Source organism: Paenibacillus lupini (assembly GCF_011761355.1).
Taxonomy (GTDB): Bacteria; Bacillota; Bacilli; order Paenibacillales; family Paenibacillaceae; genus Pristimantibacillus; species Pristimantibacillus lupini.
This window is the reverse complement of record NZ_JAASRW010000006.1, coordinates 462,147-484,816: the sequence shown is the minus strand read 5'-3', so window position 1 is coordinate 484,816 and position 22,670 is coordinate 462,147. Positions and strand designations below refer to the sequence as shown.

Below are 22,670 nucleotides of genomic sequence, written 5' to 3'. Positions count from 1 at the left end.
TTGCTTAACGTTGTAGATTACAGCAAGCAGCGATCGAAGTAGGGTGGAACCACGAGTATACAAGCACTCGTCCCTTTGCGGGATGGGTGCTTTTTTGCGTTCATCCCGCGTGCTATGCCAACTTTTTCAGGAGGGAAATTCAATGTCTATTAAAGTTACTTTTCCAGACGGCGCCATTCGGGAGTACGATGCTGGAACAACAATTGAAGAAGTAGCAGGCTCGATCAGCCCGGGACTTCGCAAGAATGCTATCGCTGGTAAAATCAATGGTAAAGTGGTTGACGTGTACGCACCAATCGAGTCTGATTCCGCAATTGAGATCGTTACGATCGAATCCGCTAACGGCCTTGAGGTCTATCGTCACAGTACAGCCCATTTGATGGCGCAGGCGATCAAACGTTTATATGGCAACGCTAATGTGAAGCTGGGCATCGGTCCGGTTATCGAGGACGGCTTCTATTACGATATCGATATGGATCAATCGCTTACTCCGGAAGATCTGACTAAGATCGAGAAAGAAATGCAGCGCATCATTAACGAGAACCTCAACATTCGCCGCCGTGAAGTCAGCCGTGAAGAGGCTCTTGCTATCTTTACAGAGCTGGATGATAACCTGAAGCTTGAGCTGATTCGTGATCTGCCTGAGGATTCGGTTATTACTATGTACGACCAAGGCGAGTTCTTCGATCTTTGCCGTGGACCACATTTGCCATCCACTGGCCGTATTAAAGCCTTCAAGCTTCTTAGCGTAGCTGGCGCTTACTGGCGCGGCGATTCGAAGAACAAGATGCTTCAGCGTATTTACGGAACTGCCTTTGCGAAGAAAGCGGAGCTGGATGAGCATCTGCACTTCTTGGAAGAAGCAAAGAAACGCGACCACCGTAAGCTCGGCAAAGAGCTGAAGATGTTCACGTTCTCCCGCGAAGTTGGCCAAGGCTTGCCGCTATGGCTGCCAAACGGCGCTAAGGTACGCCGTACGCTCGAGCGTTACATCGTTGACCTTGAAGAGCGTCTTGGTTACGAGCATGTTTACACACCGGTTCTGGCTAACGTTGAGCTGTACAAAATCTCCGGTCACTGGGAGCACTACAGCGAGGATATGTTCCCGCCTATGGCGCTTGATAACGAGGAACTTGTTCTTCGTCCAATGAACTGCCCGCATCATATGATGGTATATAAGAGCGATCTGAGAAGCTACCGTGATCTGCCGGTTCGTATTGCAGAGATGGGTACGATGCACCGTTATGAAATGTCTGGTGCATTAACTGGTCTGCACCGCGTTCGTGCGATGACATTAAACGATGCTCATATTTTCTGCCGTCCAGACCAAATCAAGGAAGAGTTCGCTCGCGTTGTGAACTTGATCCGCAAGGTCTATGAGGACTTCGGCATTAAAGAGTACCGCTTCCGCTTGTCTTACCGGGATCCGCAAGATACAGAGAAGTACTTCCAAAATGACGAAATGTGGGAAATGTCTCAGCGTATGCTTCGTGAAGTAGTAGAAGAGCTTGGCCTGCCGTTCTTTGAAGCAGAAGGCGAAGCGGCATTCTACGGTCCGAAGCTTGACGTTCAGATCAAGACAGCGCTTGGTAAGGAAGAGACACTGTCGACTGCACAACTCGACTTCCTGCTGCCTGACCGCTTTGAGCTGGAATATATCGGCGAAGACGGTAAGAAGCATCGTCCAGTCGTTATCCACCGCGGTATCATCAGTACAATGGAACGGATGACTGCTTTCCTGATCGAGAACTTCGCAGGTGCATTGCCACTGTGGTTGTCGCCAGTGCAGGCTAAGGTTATTCCTGTATCAACTGCTTACGAAGCTTATGCACGTGAAGTGGAAGAGAAGCTGAGAGAAGCAGGCATTCGCGTTGAGAGCGATCTGCGTAACGAGAAGCTTGGCTACAAGATTCGTGAAGCACAGCTTGAAAAGGCTCCTTACATGCTGGTTGTAGGCGAGAACGAAGCACAGGCAGGTGCTGTGTCGGTACGTAAGCGGGGCGAAGGAGATATCGGTGCTAAGCCGGTAGCTGAGCTGATTGAGCTGCTTACTCAAGAGATCGCAACTAAAGCAATCTAATTGTTATGAATAAAGCTTGGACCGTTTGGGAATTATTCTTCTGAGGAGGAAGCTGCCCAAATGGTCACAAGCTTTTTTACTTGCAAAAAAATAATTTCAAGCCTAGCGATAGCGGCAATGTTGTCAAGTGTGGCACCAAGCCTCGCAGCTGCGCCAGCAGACAAAAAAGACCCCGTAGCGGTGGAAGCCATCGCCGAGCAGACTCTGTCGACTGTACAGGTCGTGGCAACCGGTTATACGGCAGGCTATGAGTCAACCGGCAAACGTCCGGGACACCCGCAGTACGGGATTACTTATTCAGGGGTAAAAGTCAGACGGGGGCAAGTATCGACGATCGCCGCCGATACGAAGCTGTTCCCAATCGGTACGCTGCTCTACATTCCTGGTTACGGCTACGGTGTAGTAGCGGATACCGGGTCTGCCATTAAAGGCCGCCGGCTCGACTTATATTTTGAGACGATAAAGGATGTATATAAGCAGTGGGGGAAACGTACAGTAGCCGTTCAGGTGCTTCGTAAGGGCAACGGCAAGCTGTCTCAAGCATGGCTAAACCAGATTAATCGAGCGGTAGAAGCGGGAAAACCGATCCCACAAACCTATCTGGAATCGTAATTAGGTTCTGAATAATAAGCCTTTGCTATGCCATACTAAGGGATGGACGGGGAGGTGAATAACTACAATGGCTAAGAACAAAAACAACAAAGCACAAAACAACAAGCAAAATGCAGAATTCGCTGAAGAGTTTAATCAAAATGCTGCAACTGGCAAAGCGTCGAACCAAGCTACTCAAAATACTCAGAAGTAATTACTAAACCAATCAACAGGAGGAGCCTTATGGTTCCTCCTTTTTGTTAAATTTGCTGATGTCACATAATTTTGAGTTTTCAAGAGCGGATCTTTATTGTATTATTAGTTATGTGAGAAATAATAACGCAATGAAGACAGGTGAGCTATCATGACTGATCCAATTATTCATATGAATCATTCTGCGTCCCATCATCGCAAAGCTGCGGAGGTACTGCCCTTCATCGATGCTTATGTGACGAAGAAAGAGCAGGAAATCGCGGAAATCGAGCAAATGGTTGAACGATATGAGAAGCGGCGTCTGAAGGAAGAGCGGGCTTATCAGTCCATGTCGACATTGCGGCGGATTTTATCCGGCCGTAAGCCGGATCATCATTTGGCTGTTGAGTACATTCATTTTGTGAAAAAACCAATGGAGCAAGTACGTGCGCTCCGCCAAGAAATTGAGCATGCCCGTTCGATCCAGGTATCGTCACCAACTGACATTGTGTCTGTTTCCGTGGATTTGGTTAATGAACTATATAAATAATTCTACTTATACATAAAAGGCGTTCTCCACATGGAGAACGCCTTTTATGATTGGTTTAGCTTCTAGTAATGTGATCAACATCGATAAAGTCGCTTTCCTGACTGTATGCTGGAACACCATGTATCCCTACATCAAGGCCGATAAGCTCTTCATCCTTGGATACGCGTACTGGCATAATACGGCGGATCAGCCATAGTACTCCCCAGGTTAAGACGAATCCCCAAAATGCAATAACAACAAGACCAAGCGCCTGAGCGCCAAGGAGCTTCCAGCCGCCTCCGTATAGAAGGCCATAGTAGCCTTGGCCTGAGCCTTTTGTAAGTGCTGGAATTGCACAAAGACCAACTGCCAGTGTACCTATACTTCCGCTGATTCCGTGTACGGCAAAAGCTCCAACCGGATCGTCGATTTGTTTGCGCTCCATGAATTCAGTGACGAGCACCATCGCAATTCCGCAAATGGCTCCAATCCAAATCGCTGCTCCTTCTGATACATAAGCACAGCCAGCAGTAATCCCGACAAGACCAGCTAACGAACCGTTAATGACCATTGGCGGGTCGGCTTTCCGATAACGGAGCATGGTGAACAAGATACAAGTTGCGCCTCCCGCAGAAGCAGACAGCATAGTTGTAACCGCGATGTGGCCGATTGCAGCATTTGTCGCACTTAACGTACTGCCTGCATTAAAGCCAAACCAGCCGAACCATAGAATAAATGCTCCAACTGAGGCAAGAGGAAGATTGGAAGGTGATACAATGTTCACTTTACCGTCTGGCGAAAATTTACCGATCCGAGGACCGATGAATAAGGTAGCTGCAAGTGCAGCAAAACCGCCAAGAGCATGGATAACTGCTGAACCGGCAAAATCAATCATTCCTAGCTTGCTTAACCAGCCGTCGATTGCCCATACCCAATGGCCGGCAAGTGGATATATAATGCCCGTCATTGCAATGGTCAACAGAATATAAGCCCGGAAATGAATTCTTTCAGCAACGGCACCGGAGACGATAGAGATTACCGCGATAACGAAGGCGCATTGGAAAAACCAGTAGGTTTCATGGGAAATATTGAGATTGATGTGAGATAAATCACCATTAAGCATAAATCCCGTTGAACCAAACAAACCGCCAATGTCCTTGCCGTGCATGATAGCAAAGCCGAAGAAGTAAAAAACAAGTGCGCCAAAAACAATGTCGACGAAGACTTTCATAATAATGCTGACAGCATTCTTCTGCCGGACAAATCCGGCTTCAAGCAAGGCAAATCCGCCTTCCATCAGCAAAATCATTGCTGCTGTCAAGACAACCCAGATGGTATCCAGCCCTCTCGACAGTTCTGCTACATCCATTGATTCAACTCCTGTTGTTCATAGTATGAAATGATGTAAGGTTTCTCTGTCTCTATGAATCCGCTCACCATTATAAATAGGCGAAGTGAGTAATGTCAACGTGTTTGCGTGATGTTTTATGACGTATGTCAGCTATTTTTTTTGTAAAACCCTTGTTCTCAGTCTCGAGACCGATGCAAAGTTCAATCGGCCGTCCCTTTATAAGCTATCTTTCATTAGATATACTTAGTAACAATAAGACATTCTGAAGCACTGGCAGGGAGTTGAATAAATTGAATGGGAGCTTTTTAAACCGGTTATTGTCGGGTCTCGTCATTATCTCAATCGGCGTGATCTTCCTATTAAGACAATTGGACGTAATTCAATTCGATATTAGTATTGGCGAGATTATCTCTAATTATTGGCCTGTCGTTCTGCTCTGGATTGGTCTGCATGGACTTGTTGCAGGACGTCACGGTTCCGGCTCAGGCTGGTGGTCAGGGATGATGATTCTTATCGGATTTGTTTTTCTTGGTCATAACCTGGAATGGTTTTCCTGGTCGTTTGGTGACATCGTTTCCTACGCGTGGCCAATTATTATCATTTTGATTGGACTTAACTTTTTACGCCGGCCGCGTCATCGTCATCAAGAACCACCTCAATATGATGACGAATGGAAATCGTACAATTCTTATACGGATTATAAAGGTGATATTCCTTCCGCGCCGCCTCTTCATCCGGATCCAACGAAGGTAGATGAAGAAGGAGCACCGAACAACTCGGATAACCCGAGAGAGGCCTTTACGGAACCTAATGAGAGTGGTACACCCGAGCCTGATCTGAGAAGAGATCCTTATCATCATGTAAGGCGGAACCACAACTTCAAGCATGAGCTGCGTCAGCAATTGAATGCACAGAAGCACCATATTAGAGCTCATAAACAGCAGATGAAGGATCAATGGCGCAAGCAGCATCATTCCAAGCACGGATCCTTCGAATATTGGAATAATGATCCTAATGCACAGTCGAGGTCGGGATTTATCGGGGATATTCATATCGGCCAGGATTATTGGGAGCTGAAGCCGCTTAATATATCGCATTTTATCGGCGATACCATTGTTGATCTGACGAAAGCCCAAATACCGTTTGGCGAGACGAAGATTTGTATCTCTTCTTTTATAGGTGATGTAAAGGTTTATGTACCGAACGATTATGAGGTAGGCATACAAGTCATATCAAGTGCATTTGCAGGGGATGTAAAGATTCTGGGTCAGAAGGAAGGCGGAATGTTCAAGAGCATTAACATCCATTCTCCTCATTACTCGGAAACCGATAAAAAAATCAAACTCGTCGTAAGCACATTTATCGGCGATGTTCGCGTTACGAAGGTGGGTTAATTATTATGATGGTTCGATTGTTCCGCGGCGGCAAATGGCAGCTGCTCACCATGTTTGTTGCCTCTTCGGTAACGGCGCTGCTGTGTGCGATTGTCGTATGGACAGGATTATCTAACGGTGGCGAAGTACAGACGGAAGTGCGCTACGGCGCTGCCTCCGTCTTTCTGCTTGTCAGTGCGGCCTTCGGTTATTGGACCGGCAGAGTTATACAACGACGAATTGATACGCTTCAGCTGGCTCTTAAGCAGACGGTGAACGGAAACTTTGAGGTTCGGATTACGGAATCGGGAGACTTTTCTTTTTCTGAGCTATATCGTGAGTTTAATGAGCTTGCGAGTTTGATGGAAGAGCGGATGAAGCGGCTCCAGATGACAGGGGAAGAGCAAGTCATGACCCAGACCGCTTCGAATGAAGCCGCTGTACAGGAGGAACGGAAACGTCTCGCAAGAGATTTGCATGATACCGTCAGCCAGCAGTTATTCGCGATGCATATGTGTGCTTCTTCGCTGCCGAAGCTTCAAGAAATTGATCAGGAACGTGCGGCTTCGGTGCTCGATCAGTTGATTCAGATGTCAACGCTTGCGCAAAAGCAGATGCGAATCTTTATTGCACAGCTTAGACCAATGGAACTCGAAGGACGCACACTGCATGAAGCACTGGATAAGTGGTTTCCTGATTATTGCCGGCAGAATGGGCTTCAGGGTGTCTTTGATTGGCGTCTGACAGATGCGTTAACTGAAGCGAAGGAGCATCAGTTATTCCTTATTGTCCAGGAAGCGATGGCGAACGTTGTGAAGCATTCCGGAGCACAAAGCTGCTCATTGACTTTGACGGAGAATGAACGCCAAGTTGTACTAAGTCTGCAGGATGACGGGGCAGGTTTCCGGGCTGATCAAGTAAGACGCGGCTCTTATGGTCTATCAACGATGCAGGAACGGGCCCAGCAGTTAGGCGGGTTAGCTGAGATTCTAAGCAAGCCGGGAAGCGGCACGCGAGTGAAGGTAACGATACCAAAAATATGGCGGGGGAATGGTAACGATGAACGGGACTAATACGTTAAAAGTAATGATTGTGGATGACCATGATATGGTGAGAATTGGTCTTCGCACGTATTTGATGCTGGAGCCGAAATTTGAAGTCGTTGCTGAAGCTGGGAGCGGCCAGGCTGCTATTTCTATGCTGGAAGCGGGTATTCCTGCAGGTATTCCGGATCTTATCCTCATGGATCTGATGATGCCGGGAATGGATGGTATAGAGACGACACGCCAAATCATTGCAAAGTATCCTGATTTGAAGATCGTTATGCTAACTAGCTTCCTCGAGGATGATAAAGTATATGGGGCGATTGAAGCCGGAGCGGTCAGTTACGTCTTAAAGACAGTTTCAGCAGAGGAACTGATTTATGCGCTGCACGGTGCGGTTAAAGGTATGCCTGTCATGACAGCGGACGTCTCTCAGGCACTCACGAGAGGACTTCGCCAGCGCACCGCCCAATCCGGTGATGAGGATTTAACAGAGCGGGAGAAGGAAGTACTGCTCTTGATTGCCGAAGGCCGCTCGAATAAAGAAATCGGTGAGGAGCTTCATATTAGTATCAAAACGGTCAAAACCCATGTCAGCAATCTTCTAATGAAATGCGAACTGGATGACCGGACGCAGCTTGCGGTTCTTGCTCATCGTAAAGGCTGGGTAAAGAACACATAAACGACAGGATGACGGGACATATTATCCTTTAGCAGTTATTCAAAGCAAGTTATGCCAAAGGAGAGCTGAACTGTCATGATTCCACTTTCATCTACATTGGAAGCCCGTCAGCAAGCATTCACCGATTCCAGAGATTGGCTTGAGCAGCATCAATTCTCGCTCGGCGGTAACTGGGACTATACCAACGGATCCTTCGACCGGGCATTGGACAACGAGAATAAAGTATGGCTTCGCCTGCCTTTTCAAGTGACGAATGGCAACGTGGTTGATGTGACCGCGGATACAAATGCGATTATTACTCTAGGAACGCCGTATGTCCTGAGGCATGAATACCAGGAGGGCAATGATCCTGAAGCGAGCGCCCGGGTGGTAGGTGCTCTATTTGATCAATTTCAAGCTCCCTCCAATCCTGATGCACATATTGATCCGCGATGGATTGATAAGGCAAAGCAGGTGTTAGCAGAGGTCGAGAAGCTTTTCCCCCAATAAAATATGGCACGCCAAGCTCTCTATCTGAGAAGGGGAGTTTGGTAGAGTAACACGAAAAGTGCATAGAAATAACGTCGAAAGACGTTTTTTTTATGTTCGTTTTAATTCATTTTAAGTTTGTTTTAAGGTAGAATGTGCATGATAGGGATACAGGATTTAGAGAGCGCCGATGAATGAAAGATTCGGCTGCTTTATGGAATAGATCAAGGAGGAGAACGAATATGGACGATCAGAACAAAAAATACGACGATTTCTTTCAAAATCGGGCTAATGGTGAAGAGAACGATCCACGCGGAGAAGACAATGATACATCGGCAGAAGGATCGGAAACGCCAAGCAAAACTTCCTACTATTATTCATATGGACCATTCAAATCTTCGGCTCAAGAAGATAATGGAGCTTCGGTTCCTTCCAGATCTTCTAACTCTCCGCAAGAAGAGCGGACATACGAAGCTCCTTATTCGGCACAACCAGGTGATGAGCCTGAGTTTGACCAGCAGCCGAATGTAGAAGTAACGCCGCCTGTACCAATGAGGCCTTTTACTTATAGCCAGCAATCCGGGAAGAGTGGATGGCAGGCACGTGAACCGCGTAAGAAAAGCCCAATTAAAGGATTATTCGTGGCTTTCCTCGCTGGAGTTGTTGTAGTTGGCGGTTTGATGGGCGGATTAATGTATGCATCTGATACGAATAACTGGTTTACTAGCAATTCGGTGTTCTCCTCCGAGAGTGCAAGTAATGGTTCGAATGCCGGATCGGGAACAACTGCCGGAACAACAGGTAATGGCGGCGCTTCTGTAGCAGCGGCAAGACCGGATAACTTCGGCAAGCTGTTCGAGACAGCAAGTCCGGCGGTCGTTAAGATCGAAACCTATGTGAAGCCTGCTTCCAGCAACAGCGGCGGCAGCGGCAGCATTTTGGATGATCCATTCTTCCGTCAATTTTTCGGTGAAGATGCACCGGAAGCAACGCAACCGGAAGACAATAAAGGCGATGACAGCAACCTGCAGGCGGCAGGTATTGGTACTGGCTTCTTCTTTGAATCAGATGGTTATATTCTGACGAACCAGCACGTAGTTGCTGATTCCGATAAAATCGAAGTAACCGTTCAAGGTTATGATAAGCCATTTACAGCAGAGCTGCTTGGTTCGAGCTTTGACCTTGATCTTGCCGTACTGAAAGTTACAGGTGATAAAGCTTTCCCTACCCTTCCATTAGGAAGCTCGGATGATATCAACATCGGTGACTGGGTTGTTGCAATTGGTAACCCGTACGGCTTTGACCATACAGTAACAGTTGGCGTACTGAGTTCGAAGGAACGTCCAATCGATATTCAAGACACAGACGGCACTCGCGAGTATAAACATTTGCTGCAGACGGATGCTTCCATTAATCCAGGTAATTCCGGCGGTCCACTCCTGAACACTAAGGGTGAGGTTGTTGGTATTAATACAGCGGTTAGCTCGCAGGCACAAGGTATCGGCTTTGCGATTCCGACAAGTACGATTCAAGAAGTTCTTGATACGCTGAAGAACAATAAAGAAGTGCCAAAAGAGCCGGTTCCGTTCATCGGAGCAGAGCTTGGTGATGTAACAGATGCGATTGCGAAGCAGCTTGGCATGGATAAAGCTCAAGGCTCGATCGTAAGCAACGTATACTACAATTCTCCGGCTTATCTTGCGGACCTGAAACAATTTGACGTTATCTTGGGTATCGACGGTAAAACATATAGCAATACACAGGCGCTTATTGCTGAGATCCAAAAGCGTAAGGTTGGCGACAAAGCTGTATTGAACATTGTTCGTAAAGCTGAAAAGATGGATCTGACAGTCGAGATTGGCAACCGAAACGAATTTAACGCGGAGTAAGGAATAAAGTAAGCGCAGAGTAAGATAGACTCTGCGCTTCTTTTTTAGCAGATAAGTTATACAAGGGGAGAATTAAGAATGAGACATCACATAATGGTTGTAGATGACGATGATAAGATTACTTCTTTATTAAGAAGAAGCTTGGCATTCGAAGGTTATGAAGTCACGACTGCAAGCAATGGCATGGAAGGTTTGAAGATGCTGTTAACTGCTGACCCGGACATGCTGATTCTTGATGTGATGATGCCTCAAGTTGACGGCTGGGAAGTGTGTCGTCGAGTAAGGGAAGGCGGCAGTACAGTGCCTATCCTAATGCTAACGGCGAAGGACGATATCTCGGACCGGGTAAAAGGACTGGATGCTGGCGCAGATGATTATTTGATCAAACCATTCGCTCTGGAGGAACTGCTTGCCCGGGTCCGTGCTTTGCTGCGCCGTAAACCGGATAAAATTGATGAAGCAAACAGCAACAAGATTGTATTTGATGACTTGGCGCTGGATCTGGATTCACGTGAAGCTATCCGTTCCGGCAGAAGAATTGAACTGACGGCGAAGGAGTATGATCTGCTGCTGTTGTTTATGCAAAATCCGCGCCGTGTACTGACGAGAGATGCCATTATGGAGAAGATTTGGGGTTACGACTTTAGCGGTGAGTCAAACGTGCTTGAAGTGTACATTGCTATGCTCCGTCAGAAGCTGGAGGAAGGCGGAGCCAAGCGTATTATTCAGACCGTTCGTGGTACCGGCTATGTATTGCGGGGAGAGGGTTGATTAACGCATGACGATCCGGCTTCGTCTTACTTTATGGTTTTCCGGCATACTTGCGGCAGCATTGATCGTGTTATGTGTCGCTATTTATTTCTTTATTAATATGAATACGTACAACGATATGAAGGATCAGCTGCGTGAACAGGCGCTCGATTATAATGTTTTAAAGTATGAGTACGGCTTGAATCAGATGGATCTTAATATTGAAAAAAAATCAATATTTGCAGATAAAGATTTTTATCTGCAGTTAGTAAATTATAAAGAAGGTGTCATTAAAGCCTCTGGAGCATTACAAAGCAGCGGTATTAAATATCCAATTCCAGAAGCGAAGACTAATCCTGGTTATGGCTATGTAAAAACTTATCTCAAAACCAATGAAGGGGAAGTTCCTTTCCTGATTTATCAGAGGCCGATTTATAATAATACAAAAGACCAAGAGCTGATTGGTCTGCTTCAGATTGGCACCGTTATCGTCAGCGAAGAGAAGTATCTGACAGGACTTCGATTCATTCTTATTATGTCTTCGCTCATTTTTTTGATTTTGGCTTTCACAATAGGGTTGTTCCTGGCAAGAAAGGCCTTGCAGCCAATTGAACGTGTTATCCGCACGACTGAGCAAATTCAAGTTGGCTCAGATCTTAGCGTTCGAATTCCAATAGAAGGACCTAAGGATGAGATAGGCCGGCTTGTGTATACCTTGAACATTATGTTGTCTCGTATTGAAATCGCTTATAACGGTCTTGATGAATCATACAAAGCGCAGCGGCGTTTTGTCTCGGATGCTTCTCATGAGCTTCGTACTCCACTCACCACCATTAGAGGGAACATTGAACTGCTGCAGCGTATGTGGTCGAAGAAACTTGAGGATGGTGAAGCGGGAGATATTGTCCTTGCGCTTGATTCTCAGAGATGGGAGCTTTCTAACGAGGCCATGCAGGACATTTCATCAGAGGCCAGACGTATGTCCACCCTTGTTAATGATCTGCTTGCTTTAGCAAGAGCGGATGCGGGTTATGAAATGGAGAAGACGAACGTTATGATGATGCCTCTTGTAGAAGAGGTTGGACGTAGAGCGGGCTTACTTCCCCGTAGTGCAGAATGGCGGATTGGTGATCTGTCGGCATTGGACGGTTATCAGGTACACGGTAATGCGGACTATTTGCAGCAGCTGTTGTTCATCTTTATTGAGAATGCCTTCAAATATACACCACATGGCTGGATTGAGATGACGGCAACGACCAAAGAAAACCAGCTTGGTATCATTATTCGGGATACAGGTATTGGCATGAATCCAGAGGAAGTTCCACATATCTTTGACCGCTTCTATCGAGCGGATGAATCACGCGGAAAGACCGTAGGAACAGGGCTTGGTTTGTCCATAGCTAAATGGATTATTGACGAGCATCGAGGCTCTATTGAGGTCACAACGAGGGAGGAAGAAGGGTCCACGTTTGTTATTTGGCTGCCAATAGACTTTTCCCCCCAGCCTGCTTCGATTATAATGGAAGGAACGGATCAAAACGAAGCCTAACGTTCGTTATAAGAAAGCAGGTGCAACAGATGGAAATTGTTAAAATATCGCCGCGAGGTTATTGCTATGGCGTCGTAGATGCAATGGTGCTTGCTTTGCAAACAGCGAAAAACTTGGACCTCCCGCGTCCCATTTATATTCTCGGCATGATTGTTCATAATGCACATGTTACCGATGCATTCGAGCAGGAAGGCGTTATTACGCTTGACGGCGAGAATCGTCTTGAAATTTTGGAGCAGATTGAGCAAGGGACTGTTATCTTTACAGCCCATGGTGTATCTCCGGAAGTACGGAACCGTGCCCGTGAGAAAGGTCTTACGATCGTAGATGCGACTTGTCCGGACGTGACAAAGACGCATGATTTGATTCGGGAGAAAGTGGCCGAGGACTATCATATTATTTATATCGGCAAGAAGGGTCATCCCGAGCCGGAAGGTGCTATTGGCGTAGCACCAGACCGTGTTCATCTGATTGAACGCGTTGAAGATATTGCGAAGCTTAATGTGCCCGAGGGCCGCATTATTATTACGAACCAGACGACGATGTCGCAATGGGATATCCGCCTGATCATTAGCAAGCTTATTGAGACGTATCCAAAGGCTGAGATCCATAATGAGATCTGCCTGGCTACTCAAGTACGACAAGAAGCGGTCGCAGAACAAGCAGGCGCAGCACAGCTGTGTATTGTTGTAGGCGATCCGCGCAGTAATAACTCTAACCGTCTCGCACAAGTATCCGAGGAGATTGCCGGCGTAACAGCTTATCGTGTAGCCGACGTCTCGGAGATCAAGCAAGAGTGGCTTGTTGGTATCGAGCGTGTTGCTGTAACATCAGGCGCTTCTACTCCTACACCGATTACAAAAGAAGTAATTGCCTACCTGGAGCAGTATGACAATGCGAACCCAGACACGTGGGAGATCAAACGTACGGTTAACAAAAACAAACTGCTTCCTACGATTCGTACTAAAACGGTCGCAAGCCCAGCAGAAGCTTAAGTGTTTGTCTAGACTCAACTCATCGGTCCGGTTTTGGACTCTTGGGTTGAGTTTTTTATTATTTTCAGCTGAAAAGGCAAGCGGCAACGGAGGAAATGAATGTTCTGGAAAAGCGATAGCGTTCGCCTTGCTGGTCGGATTCCATCCTATTGATGACTTGTTCAAGGAATCCGACCAGCACAGCGATTGTAAGAATATTCTTTTCCGTAGTTGTTTATTTGCCTTTTGTTGCCTGAAAAATAATAATTGACGAAACAAGAGTCCATCGTGTATATTTACTTTAACGAGTAAAAGCATAAAAGCCACAAAGCATAAAAGCTAAGAAGCGTATAAGCGTTGAAGTGAAAAAGAGGAGAGATGAACATGATCGCAATTACTAATCAAAACATATCCGAAGAACGTATTCAGGAGATTGTCAATTATATTGAAAGATCCGGCGTGCAAGCCCATGTGTCAAGAGGTACAGATCGTACAGTAATCGGTATTATCGGTAAAGCAGAACCAACACTTGCTGAGCATCTGCGTCAGATGAAAGGCGTAGAGAACGTCATCAAAATTTCGAAGTCCTACAAACTTGCGAGCCGTGACTTCCACCCGGACGATACAATCATTGATATTAAAGGTGTTAAGATCGGCGGCGACAACCTGGTTATTATGGGCGGTCCTTGCGCGGTTGAAACACCGGAACAAATCGATGAAATCGCTCGTCTTGTGAAAGCGGCAGGCGGACAGGTGCTGCGCGGTGGTGCGTTTAAGCCTCGTACGGGACCATACAGCTTCCAAGGTGTAGGTGTTGAAGGCTTAATTATGATGGCGGAAGCGGGCAAAAGACATGGCCTGCTGACAATCACTGAGGTTATGACGCCAGAGTACGTTGATGTATGTGCGGAATATGCGGATATTCTTCAAGTGGGTACTCGCAATATGCAAAACTTCGATCTGCTTCGCAAGCTTGGAACGATTAAGACACCAGTATTGCTCAAACGTGGTTTCAGCTCAACTTATGACGAATTCCTTAATGCAGCAGAATACATCCTTGCTGGCGGAAATCCGAATGTTATGTTATGTGAGCGCGGAATCCGAACGTTCGAGACTTACACAAGAAACACACTCGACTTATCGGCGATCCCAGTCCTGCAAGGGCTTAGCCATCTGCCTGTAATCTCAGATCCTAGCCACGGTACAGGCCGCCGCGAATTGGTAGAACCGATGTCGAAAGCATCTGTTGCAGCCGGAGCTAACGGATTAATCGTAGAAATGCACACCGATCCGGATAATTCGATGACAGGTGATGGCGTACAGTCCTTATTCCCGGACCAATTCGCTAATTTGTTAAAGGATTTAGAGAAACTAGCACCGCTAGTAGGCAAGCAATTTAATACTTCGAAGGAGCCTGCAGCGGCCTTCGCAGAGTGGAAAATATAATCAATATGTAAACCGAAAAAGCCGAGAAGCCTTGATACACAAGGTGTCTCGGCTTTTGTGATCGAATGTAAAGCCTTAAATGTGAACAAATGTTTAAACTTGTAAGTATACCTCACATACGTTTAAAAAATACCTTACATAAGTATTGACGATGCCAAACCGTAGTTTTATAATTACCTCATAGTTTGGAACGAAAATTGAACAATAACTGTTCAACACTAAGCAAATGTTCGGAAATGGAGGAAATATCTGATGTCAGTTCAAAAAGTTTTGGACAATATTAAAGAAAACAGCATTCAGTTTGTAGATTTCCGTTTCGTCGACCTCGCTGGTCGCGCGCACCACATTACACTTCCTTCGACAGAAGTTGACGCCGATACTTTCGTAAATGGTGTAGCTTTTGACGGCTCCTCGATCCCAGGTTTCCGTGGTATCGAAGAATCTGACATGGTAATGATGCCGGATACTGAAGCAGTATTCGTTGATCCTTTCACAGACCATCCTACACTGAACATTATGTGTAACATTCATACGCCTGATGGCGAACGTTATGAGCGCGACCCGCGCAGCATCGCTCAAAAAGCGGAAGAGTACCTGCAAACTACAGGCATCGGTACTACAGCATTCTTTGCTCCTGAATCCGAGTTTTTCATTTTCGACGAAGTTCGCTATGAAAGCTCGATGAACTCTTCTTCCTTCTACGTAGATTCCGAAGAAGCAGGCTGGAATACAAACCGCAAAGAAGAAGGCGGCAACCTTGGCTTTAAAGTTCCTGTAAAAGGCGGTTACGTTCCGGTAGCTCCTGTTGACCAACAACAAGACATCCGCAGCGAAATGGTTCGTCTTATGCAAGAAGTTGGCCTTCGCGTTGAGCGTCATCACCACGAAGTTGCAACTGCTGGTCAAGCAGAAATCAACTTCCGTTTCGATACACTGACGAAAACAGCTGACAACCTCATGCTGTATAAATATATCGTTCATAACACAGCTCGCCAATACGGTAAAGTGGCTACTTTCATGCCTAAACCACTGTTCGGCGACAACGGTTCCGGTATGCACGTGCATATGTCCATCTTCGATGGCGACGCTCCAATGTTCTTCGAAAAAGGCGCTTACGGCAACCTGAGCCCACTCGCTATGAACTACATCGGCGGCGTATTGTACCATGCTCCAGCATTGATCGCTTTGACGAACCCTTCGACAAACTCGTTCAAACGTCTGGTTCCTGGTTACGAAGCACCGGTTAACCTTGTATTCTCGAAAGGTAACCGTTCCGCTGCAGTACGTATTCCAATTGCATCGGTAACGCCAAAAGGCTGCCGTATCGAGTTCCGTACTCCGGACTCCACAGCTAACCCTTACCTATGCTTCGCAGCTATGCTGCTTGCTGGTCTGGACGGCATCAAACGTAAACTGGATCCTGTCGCTCTGGGCTATGGTCCTTTCGACAAAAACATTTACGAACTGCCAGAAGAAGAGAAAAAAGAAATCCGCAGCGTACCTGGTACACTCGACGAAGCGCTTGACGCTCTTGAAGCGGATTCCGAATTCTTGACTGAAACAGGCGTATTCACGGAAGAGTTCATCGCTAACTATGTTGCCGTTAAACGTAACGAAGCTAAAGCGGTAGCAATCCGTATCCATCCACACGAATACAGCCTGTACTTCGGCTGCTAATTTGAAACGCACTTATCCAAGCGGGCTCCCAATCGGGAGTCCGCTTTTTATTTATTTAATTCGAGCTCAACAAGCGGCTCATACATAGGTCTTTCGCCCAACCGGGTACGATAGAGAGTAATGCGATTAACGTCGAAAGTTGTCTGATGCTGTAGAAAGGGGCTGGAGAGGCTTTGGAGCATCTCAGGTGTACAAGTCTCATTGGCTGCATATTTCCTCGCTAACGTGATATGAGGACGATAGGGACGGGTTTCAGAAGTGAAGCCGACGGCGGAATGAAGCGATTGTCCAAGCTTATCATGCAGCTGCAGGAGTGATTCGGGTATTTCTTTTAGACCAAGCCATAGGACTGACGGCTGATCCTTGCGGCCAAATATGTCTAAATTCGACAATTCAAGAGGGAATACTGAGGACCGGGAAACGGCCTCAGTCATTGCTTGCTTAATGTCGGAAATTGTAGAAATAGAGGTGTCACCAATAAAATGAAGCGTAATGTGCAGATCGCGGGGATCTACCCATCGCTGAAATTTCAGTTGGGTCTTCCACTCAGGTAAATGGCTAACGATTTGCCCGGTAATGTTTGCTGGGATGGATATTGCGGTGAAAATCCGAATATTATCTGCCATATGAATAATCTCCGTTCGACTTTTTGTCACTAACATGTTGTAAATGTACTTGAAGACAGCTCCTAAACTTGCTATCATAATCAGTATCATGTGAGATCATAAAAACTAAAGGTGGGTAACGGAAAATGAATCGAGCCTATAATTTCAATGCAGGACCGGCCGCTTTACCGCTTGAAGTGCTGCAGCAGGCACAGGAGCAATTTGTCGAATATCAGGGCGCAGGTATGTCCATTATGGAAATGTCGCACCGCAGCGCACTGTATGAGCAAGTGAATAATGAATCACAAGCACTCATGCGCGAATTGTTCGGGATTCCGGATAACTATCATGTATTATTCCTTCAAGGCGGCGCAAGCCAACAGTTTGCAATGATTCCTATGAACCTGCTTCGTCCGGGTCAAGCTGGTGCTTATGTCAAGACTGGCGCTTGGGCTGATAAAGCACTGAAGGAAGCGAAATTCATTGGTGAGACTGTTATTGCAGCTTCGTCAGAAAACGACAAATATATGCGGATGCCAAGCGTGAATGATTTTATCGTTCCTGACAATGCCGCTTATCTTCATATGACTTCCAATGAAACAATCGGAGGCGTTCAGTTCCAAGAGTTCCCAACGAACCTTGGCAATGTGCCGCTTGTAGCCGATATGTCGAGTGATATTTTGAGCCGTCCAATTGATATTAACAAGTTTGGTCTTATTTATGCCGGCGCACAAAAAAACCTGGGTCCATCGGGTGTAACCGTAGTTATCGTTCGCGATGATCTGGTTCAAGACAGCCCGAAAGACATTCCAGCTATCTTCCGTTACGATACACATGCGAAGAACAGCTCGCTCTATAATACACCACCATCTTTCTCGGTATATATGGTTAATCTGGTTCTGAAATGGATCAAATCGAACGGCGGAGTTGCTGCAATGGAGCAGCTCAATCGTGACAAAACGAAGCTGATCTATGATGCAATCGATCAAAGCAATGGCTTCTATATCGGATGTGCTCATCCGGACAGCCGCTCGCTGATGAACATCACCTTCCGTATCCAAAGCGAAGAGCTCGAGAAGCAATTCGTGAAGGAATCGGAGCAAAACGGCTTTGTTGGATTGAAAGGTCATCGCGATGTTGGCGGCCTGCGTGCTTCGACGTATAATGCGGTTCCACACGAAAGCTGCAAGGCGCTTGCTGAATTTATGGCTGATTTCCAGCGTCGCAACGGTTAGAATAACAAAGACCGCCATTCCCGAAGAGGGAAGGCGGTCTTCATCTTTCATACAAGGTTATGCGAGGGAAGAATCGGCCATATTTGGGGCATGCAGCTTGTAACCGACATTCCGGACCGTCATAATATATTCCGGTGTTCGTGCATTTTGCTCGATTTTGTCTCGAAGATGACTAATATGAACATCAACGATCCGAGTATCGCCTAAGAAATGATAATCCCAGACGCCATGCAGCAATTGCTGTCGACTTAATACTTTACCTCTATGCTTACATAAGAAGAGAAGAAGCTCGAATTCTTTGGGTGTAAGTTCAATCGTCTTGCCATCAATGAGTACTTCGCGTTGTTCGGCACGAACCGTTAACCTTCCAATGTCGAAAGCCGTCGATTCGGCTTGACTCGGAAGAGCTTGAATACGGCGGAAGATTGCTTGGATACGTGAAATTAGTTCTTGTGGGCTAAACGGCTTCGTCATGTAATCGTCGGCACCGTTATCGAGTCCGGCGATTTTGTCTGTGACATCTTGTAAGGCTGTTAACATAACTATAGGTACAGCATTATTTTGCTTACGCAGCTCACGGCATACTTGAATGCCATCCATCTTCGGAAGCATTAAGTCAAGTACGATCAGGTCAGGGCGGAACGGCTTGAGCATCTCAAATACTGCCTCACCATCGCTTACACACCGGACATCATAACCGGCGAGTTTCAAGTTAAATTCGATAAGCATGGAGATGGAAGGCTCGTCATCGACGACCAAAATTTTCTTTTTCATCGTATCTATTCTCCTTTCGCCTCCTACATGATATCTCCATTATGAGCGGCGACATTTATGAGGAGATTAAGGGTACGTTAAGCGTATGTAAAAATTGCCGCATTCGTGCGGGAACTTAAACAATCGTGTATAATGACATAGAATGTGAGGTAAGCACAGTTATGGCTTTTCATATCGTATTGGTTGAACCTGAAATTCCTGCAAACACGGGTAATATTGCACGGACCTGCGCAGCTACAGGCGCGCATCTTCATCTTGTCCGTCCTCTTGGATTCCAGACCGATGACCGCACGCTGAAGCGGGCAGGACTGGATTATTGGCATGCCGTTCATGTGGAGTATCATGATTCATTCCAAGAGCTGCTGGATGCAAATCCGAATGGACGATTCTTTTACGCCAGCACTAGAGCACGTAAAGTATATACGGAGTTTGAATTCCAGGATGGTGACTTCTTCGTATTTGGCAAGGAAACGAAAGGGCTGCCTCAAGAGTTGATTGAGGCTAATCTTGATACTTGTATGCGTATGCCAATGACAGGTGATGTCAGATCATTAAATCTGTCCAACTCGGCAGCGATTATTGTGTATGAGGCTTTGCGTCAGAATCAGTTCCCAGGAATGGACTGAATTAGCATGATATTAAGGATTATCCCTCAATGGGAAGGAATTCAGGTTCACCCATCGAAAGTCTATTGTGCAAAGGTTTCACAGGGATAGCTTGCAAAACTAGACATAAAGAGGTGAAAATGATGAAACCAGCAGGTGTGGTTAGAAAGGTGGACCAACTCGGACGTATTGTCCTTCCTAAATCACTGCGTAAACGGTATCAAATGAATGAGGGGGACCCTGTAGAGATCTTAGTGCAAGGCGACCATATTATTTTGGAACGTTACCGTCCAAGATGTGTATTCTGCGGATCGATGGAACAAGTGAAAGATTTCAAGGACCGTTATCTATGCGAACAATGCATGAGTGAGATGGGACAGCTTCACAACCGTTAATCAGCAATTATCCATAGCGCTATTAGTAAACCGCACATAACCATTATTCGGAACAAAAAAAGAAGCTTATCCTAATACGTATTAGGATAAGCTTCTTTTTTTTGCCTGCTTAGAGGCCGTTGGTCTTGTCGTCGTTGTAGGAAGACGTCAAGATCGCAGTCAGGAACAAAATAAAGACTGTCATGACAATAACGAAAGTTGTAGACATTATGTTGACACCTCCGATAAGCTAGTTTCATTATACCCAAGGTTTAGGAAAAAGAAAACGTGTAAAGTTAGTTTTATTGCATGTAGTCTTTTTATTATGCGACAATAAAGTCATGATAAATCATGGCTTTTAATACGGGAGGGGACGGAAAAATGGAATTTCGTTTTGCATCAAGAATGACTCAGGTGAAATCATCGGTTGTCAGAGATATTTTGAAGCTGACGCAAGGCTCCGATATCGTTTCTTTCGCTGGTGGATTGCCGGCTGAGGAGCTCTTTCCTGTACAGGCGGTACGGGAAGCAGCAGACCGTGCGATCTCTGCGGGTACAAGTGCGCTGCAATATGGTCTGACGGAAGGCTACTTGCCTCTAAGGGAGCAGCTCTGCGTTCGTATGGCTCAGAAGGGGATGAATGTGCAGCCTGAGGAGATGATCATTACAACCGGATCTCAGCAAGCCATCAGCCTCCTCGTACAAGTACTGACAGAGCCGGGTGATACGGTGCTTGTTGAGCGTCCAACTTATTTGGCCTGCCTGCAAGTATTTGAACTGCATGGACTGAAGGTTGTTGCTGCAGAAAGCGATGAGCATGGCATGATTCCGGAGGATGTTGAGCGGCTAGTTCGTCTACATAAGCCGAAATTTATGTACGCTGTACCCACTTTTGGTAATCCAACAGGTAATGTATGGAGCCTCGAAAGAAGACAAAAGCTGCTTCAAATTTGCGTAAGTCATCAAGTGCCTATTATTGAGGATGATCCATACGGTGAACTGAAATATGATAAGAATGCGGCTTATCCGACGCTCTTTGCTTTGGATCAGGAGCTGGGCAGCGGTGCGGTTATATATACTAGCACCTTCTCGAAGACGGTAGCTCCTGCCCTTCGTACAGGTTGGGCGATTGGTGATACCCGTGTCATTAAAATGCTGGCAAAAGCGAAGCAAGCGGCTGACTTGCAGTCGAGTACGATGGACCAGCAAATTTTGAGCCAGCTGCTGGCTCATTTCCCGCTTGATGATCATATTCGAGTCATCTCGGAATCGTATGGAGAGCGAATGCGTGAAATGCAGAACCTGCTGAGAGCGCAAAAGATTGCTGGCCTTAAGTGGATTGAGCCAAAAGGCGGCATGTTCCTCTGGGTAGAGCTCCCGGAAGGGCTTGATGCGGAAGCTCTGCTGAAGGTAGCGGTATCGAAGGGTGTAGCCTTCGTACCAGGAAGTGCTTTCTATGCCTACGATCCGAAGCGGAACTCCGCCAGACTCAATTTTACACATAATAAAGGAATAAAGACTGTGCAGGGTGTCGAGCGTTTGGCGGATGCGATTCGCGAGTTTACGGCGAGGAGTTAATTCTCTGTTAATAACACTTTTGTAGTTTTGGTCCGTTTTGAACTTTTTGTTTTTGGTTCTTTTGGCGTTTTTGAAGCTTTTGCAACTTTTGCAGCTTTGGGTTCAGGTACAGGTGGAAGCGCAAACGTCTCGGTCCACTCGGCAATAACCTCGGCATATTCAGTTAATGCTGCGGCGCCGCTAGGGGTAAGTTGATATTGTCCGCGCCCCACCTTCTCGAACCAGCCGTAATAATTGCTGCGAAGCATAGATGGACTTTGTGGGTTGCTGGTTAGCGCAGTGAGCTGGCTTGGTGACAAGATCCCGGCTTGCTGGAGGGCGTAAGCGCCGCGGAGAGCTTTCTCTCGATAAGCGGTTACCAGCTTGCGCCCCGTGCTGCCGCCAACATTGTAATCACCGCTGCGTTCGCGGAATTCTTTAAGCAGGCGCGCCTGACGAGTTCTTCGAATGCCCCTCTTGGGCATCTCACCTGGCTCGCAGAGCATCTCAATGACCGGTGTTTTCGTCTTGAAGAAGGTAACGGTCATGAGGCCGAGGCCAAGCATCCGGCACAGCTCGGTAATATCGCTGAAGCGTTGATTATGCGCGCCGCTCTTCTTCCTATTGCGCTCAATAGCGAGTACAACATGATCATTTATACGTAAACGTTCAATCCCTTGCAGCAAAAGTGCAAGATTGAACGTTTTTTTCATTTCGACAACAACCGCCTCACTGCCATCCGGCTTTATCGCGACAAGATCGCAGTGAAGAACCTCGCTCTTTACCGTAAAACCAAGCTTTTCGTAGTACCTCTTGATGGGGCTGTACAGCTCCTCTTCCTTATTAACAGCCATGTTAATCCCCTCTTTCTCCCATTATTATAACAAAGGATTGTTCATGCTTGTCGCAAAATGCTGGATTGCCGA

Annotated in this window: 22 protein-coding genes; 18 read left to right on the top strand and 4 right to left on the bottom strand. The window is 46.5% G+C overall.

The genetic code is table 11. From position 1 onward, the window contains the following. Positions 1–142: 142 nt before the first annotated feature. The 4 genes from thrS to FHS17_RS21235 all read left to right on the top strand — a co-directional run bounded on the left by thrS (position 143) and on the right by FHS17_RS21235 (position 3,413). A complete protein-coding gene (gene thrS / locus FHS17_RS21245) occupies positions 143–2,080 on the top strand; it encodes a threonine--tRNA ligase (protein ID WP_167280441.1) in 1,938 nt (645 codons plus the stop codon). A gap of 60 nt (positions 2,081–2,140) precedes the next feature. After that, positions 2,141–2,692, top strand: coding sequence for a 3D domain-containing protein (locus tag FHS17_RS21240; RefSeq protein ID WP_167280440.1), 552 nt, complete (start codon positions 2,141–2,143; stop codon positions 2,690–2,692). Positions 2,693–2,759: 67 nt separating this feature from the next. Beyond that, positions 2,760–2,885, top strand: a complete 126-nt coding sequence (locus FHS17_RS30945; protein ID WP_279590380.1) for a hypothetical protein — start codon at positions 2,760–2,762, stop codon at positions 2,883–2,885. Between the two features lie 150 nt (positions 2,886–3,035). After that, positions 3,036–3,413, top strand: a complete 378-nt coding sequence (locus FHS17_RS21235) for a hypothetical protein (protein WP_167280439.1) — start codon at positions 3,036–3,038, stop codon at positions 3,411–3,413. 55 nt (positions 3,414–3,468) lie between these two features. Here the strand turns inward: FHS17_RS21235 and FHS17_RS21230 are convergent, their stop codons facing one another. Then, the gene (locus FHS17_RS21230; protein WP_167280438.1) at positions 3,469–4,761 is read right to left on the bottom strand and encodes an ammonium transporter; all 1,293 of its coding nucleotides are present in this window, start codon (positions 4,759–4,761) and stop codon (positions 3,469–3,471) included. Positions 4,762–5,033: 272 nt separating this feature from the next. Between FHS17_RS21230 and liaF the strand changes: the two genes are divergently transcribed. The 10 genes from liaF (at position 5,034) to glnA (ending at position 16,594) form a co-directional block, all read left to right on the top strand. Then, positions 5,034–6,137, top strand: coding sequence for a cell wall-active antibiotics response protein LiaF (gene liaF / locus FHS17_RS21225; protein ID WP_243865469.1), 1,104 nt, complete (start codon positions 5,034–5,036; stop codon positions 6,135–6,137). A 5-nt stretch (positions 6,138–6,142) separates the two neighbouring features. After that, complete coding sequence (locus FHS17_RS21220) at positions 6,143–7,189, top strand: sensor histidine kinase (protein WP_167280437.1); 1,047 nt, start codon at positions 6,143–6,145, stop codon at positions 7,187–7,189. Further along, complete coding sequence (locus FHS17_RS21215) at positions 7,176–7,841, top strand: response regulator (RefSeq protein WP_167280436.1); 666 nt, start codon at positions 7,176–7,178, stop codon at positions 7,839–7,841. Before FHS17_RS21220 ends, FHS17_RS21215 begins: the two co-directional genes overlap by 14 nt. 75 nt (positions 7,842–7,916) lie before the next feature. Continuing rightward, complete coding sequence (locus FHS17_RS21210) at positions 7,917–8,330, top strand: YugN-like family protein (RefSeq protein ID WP_167280435.1); 414 nt, start codon at positions 7,917–7,919, stop codon at positions 8,328–8,330. A gap of 221 nt (positions 8,331–8,551) precedes the next feature. Then, positions 8,552–10,198, top strand: coding sequence for a S1C family serine protease (locus FHS17_RS21205; protein ID WP_167280434.1), 1,647 nt, complete (start codon positions 8,552–8,554; stop codon positions 10,196–10,198). Positions 10,199–10,276: 78 nt separating this feature from the next. After that, on the top strand, positions 10,277–10,969 hold the full coding sequence (locus FHS17_RS21200; RefSeq protein WP_167280433.1) for a response regulator transcription factor: 693 nt from the start codon (positions 10,277–10,279) through the stop codon (positions 10,967–10,969). Positions 10,970–10,976: 7 nt separating this feature from the next. Then, positions 10,977–12,497 (top strand): sensor histidine kinase, encoded by a 1,521-nt coding sequence (locus FHS17_RS21195; RefSeq protein ID WP_167280432.1) that lies wholly within the window; start codon positions 10,977–10,979, stop codon positions 12,495–12,497. Between the two features lie 29 nt (positions 12,498–12,526). Next, positions 12,527–13,492 carry a 4-hydroxy-3-methylbut-2-enyl diphosphate reductase gene (locus FHS17_RS21190; protein ID WP_167280431.1) on the top strand — a complete coding sequence of 322 codons (966 nt, stop codon included), beginning with the start codon at positions 12,527–12,529 and terminating at the stop codon, positions 13,490–13,492. A gap of 363 nt (positions 13,493–13,855) precedes the next feature. Further along, positions 13,856–14,917: a 3-deoxy-7-phosphoheptulonate synthase gene (gene aroF, locus FHS17_RS21185; protein ID WP_167280430.1), complete on the top strand. Its 1,062-nt coding sequence runs from the start codon at positions 13,856–13,858 to the stop codon at positions 14,915–14,917. A 252-nt stretch (positions 14,918–15,169) separates the two neighbouring features. Continuing rightward, positions 15,170–16,594: a type I glutamate--ammonia ligase gene (gene glnA / locus FHS17_RS21180; RefSeq protein ID WP_167280429.1), complete on the top strand. Its 1,425-nt coding sequence runs from the start codon at positions 15,170–15,172 to the stop codon at positions 16,592–16,594. Positions 16,595–16,641: 47 nt separating this feature from the next. On the opposite strand, the gene thpR is transcribed toward glnA, so the two are convergent. Further along, entirely contained in the window at positions 16,642–17,220 is a 579-nt protein-coding gene (thpR, locus tag FHS17_RS21175; RefSeq protein ID WP_167280428.1) for an RNA 2',3'-cyclic phosphodiesterase, read from the bottom strand. 125 nt (positions 17,221–17,345) lie between these two features. Here thpR and serC point away from each other — a divergent pair, with 125 nt between their 5' ends. Beyond that, positions 17,346–18,434, top strand: a complete 1,089-nt coding sequence (serC, locus tag FHS17_RS21170) for a 3-phosphoserine/phosphohydroxythreonine transaminase (RefSeq protein ID WP_167280427.1) — start codon at positions 17,346–17,348, stop codon at positions 18,432–18,434. Positions 18,435–18,491: 57 nt separating this feature from the next. On the opposite strand, the gene FHS17_RS21165 is transcribed toward serC, so the two are convergent. After that, a complete protein-coding gene (locus tag FHS17_RS21165; protein ID WP_167280426.1) occupies positions 18,492–19,208 on the bottom strand; it encodes a response regulator transcription factor in 717 nt (238 codons plus the stop codon). A 161-nt stretch (positions 19,209–19,369) separates the two neighbouring features. On the opposite strand from FHS17_RS21165, the gene trmL reads away from it, so the two are divergent. The 3 genes from trmL (at position 19,370) to FHS17_RS21150 (ending at position 21,765) form a co-directional block, all read left to right on the top strand. Next, positions 19,370–19,834: a tRNA (uridine(34)/cytosine(34)/5-carboxymethylaminomethyluridine(34)-2'-O)-methyltransferase TrmL gene (gene trmL, locus FHS17_RS21160; protein ID WP_167280425.1), complete on the top strand. Its 465-nt coding sequence runs from the start codon at positions 19,370–19,372 to the stop codon at positions 19,832–19,834. 122 nt (positions 19,835–19,956) lie between these two features. Beyond that, entirely contained in the window at positions 19,957–20,208 is a 252-nt protein-coding gene (locus FHS17_RS21155; RefSeq protein WP_167280573.1) for an AbrB/MazE/SpoVT family DNA-binding domain-containing protein, read from the top strand. Positions 20,209–20,568: 360 nt separating this feature from the next. Then, complete coding sequence (locus tag FHS17_RS21150) at positions 20,569–21,765, top strand: aminotransferase-like domain-containing protein (RefSeq protein ID WP_167280424.1); 1,197 nt, start codon at positions 20,569–20,571, stop codon at positions 21,763–21,765. On the opposite strand, the gene FHS17_RS21145 is transcribed toward FHS17_RS21150, so the two are convergent. Continuing rightward, positions 21,762–22,598, bottom strand: coding sequence for a DUF2161 domain-containing phosphodiesterase (locus FHS17_RS21145; RefSeq protein ID WP_167280423.1), 837 nt, complete (start codon positions 22,596–22,598; stop codon positions 21,762–21,764). The genes FHS17_RS21150 and FHS17_RS21145 overlap by 4 nt on opposite strands. Between the last annotated feature and the right edge of the window lie 72 nt (positions 22,599–22,670).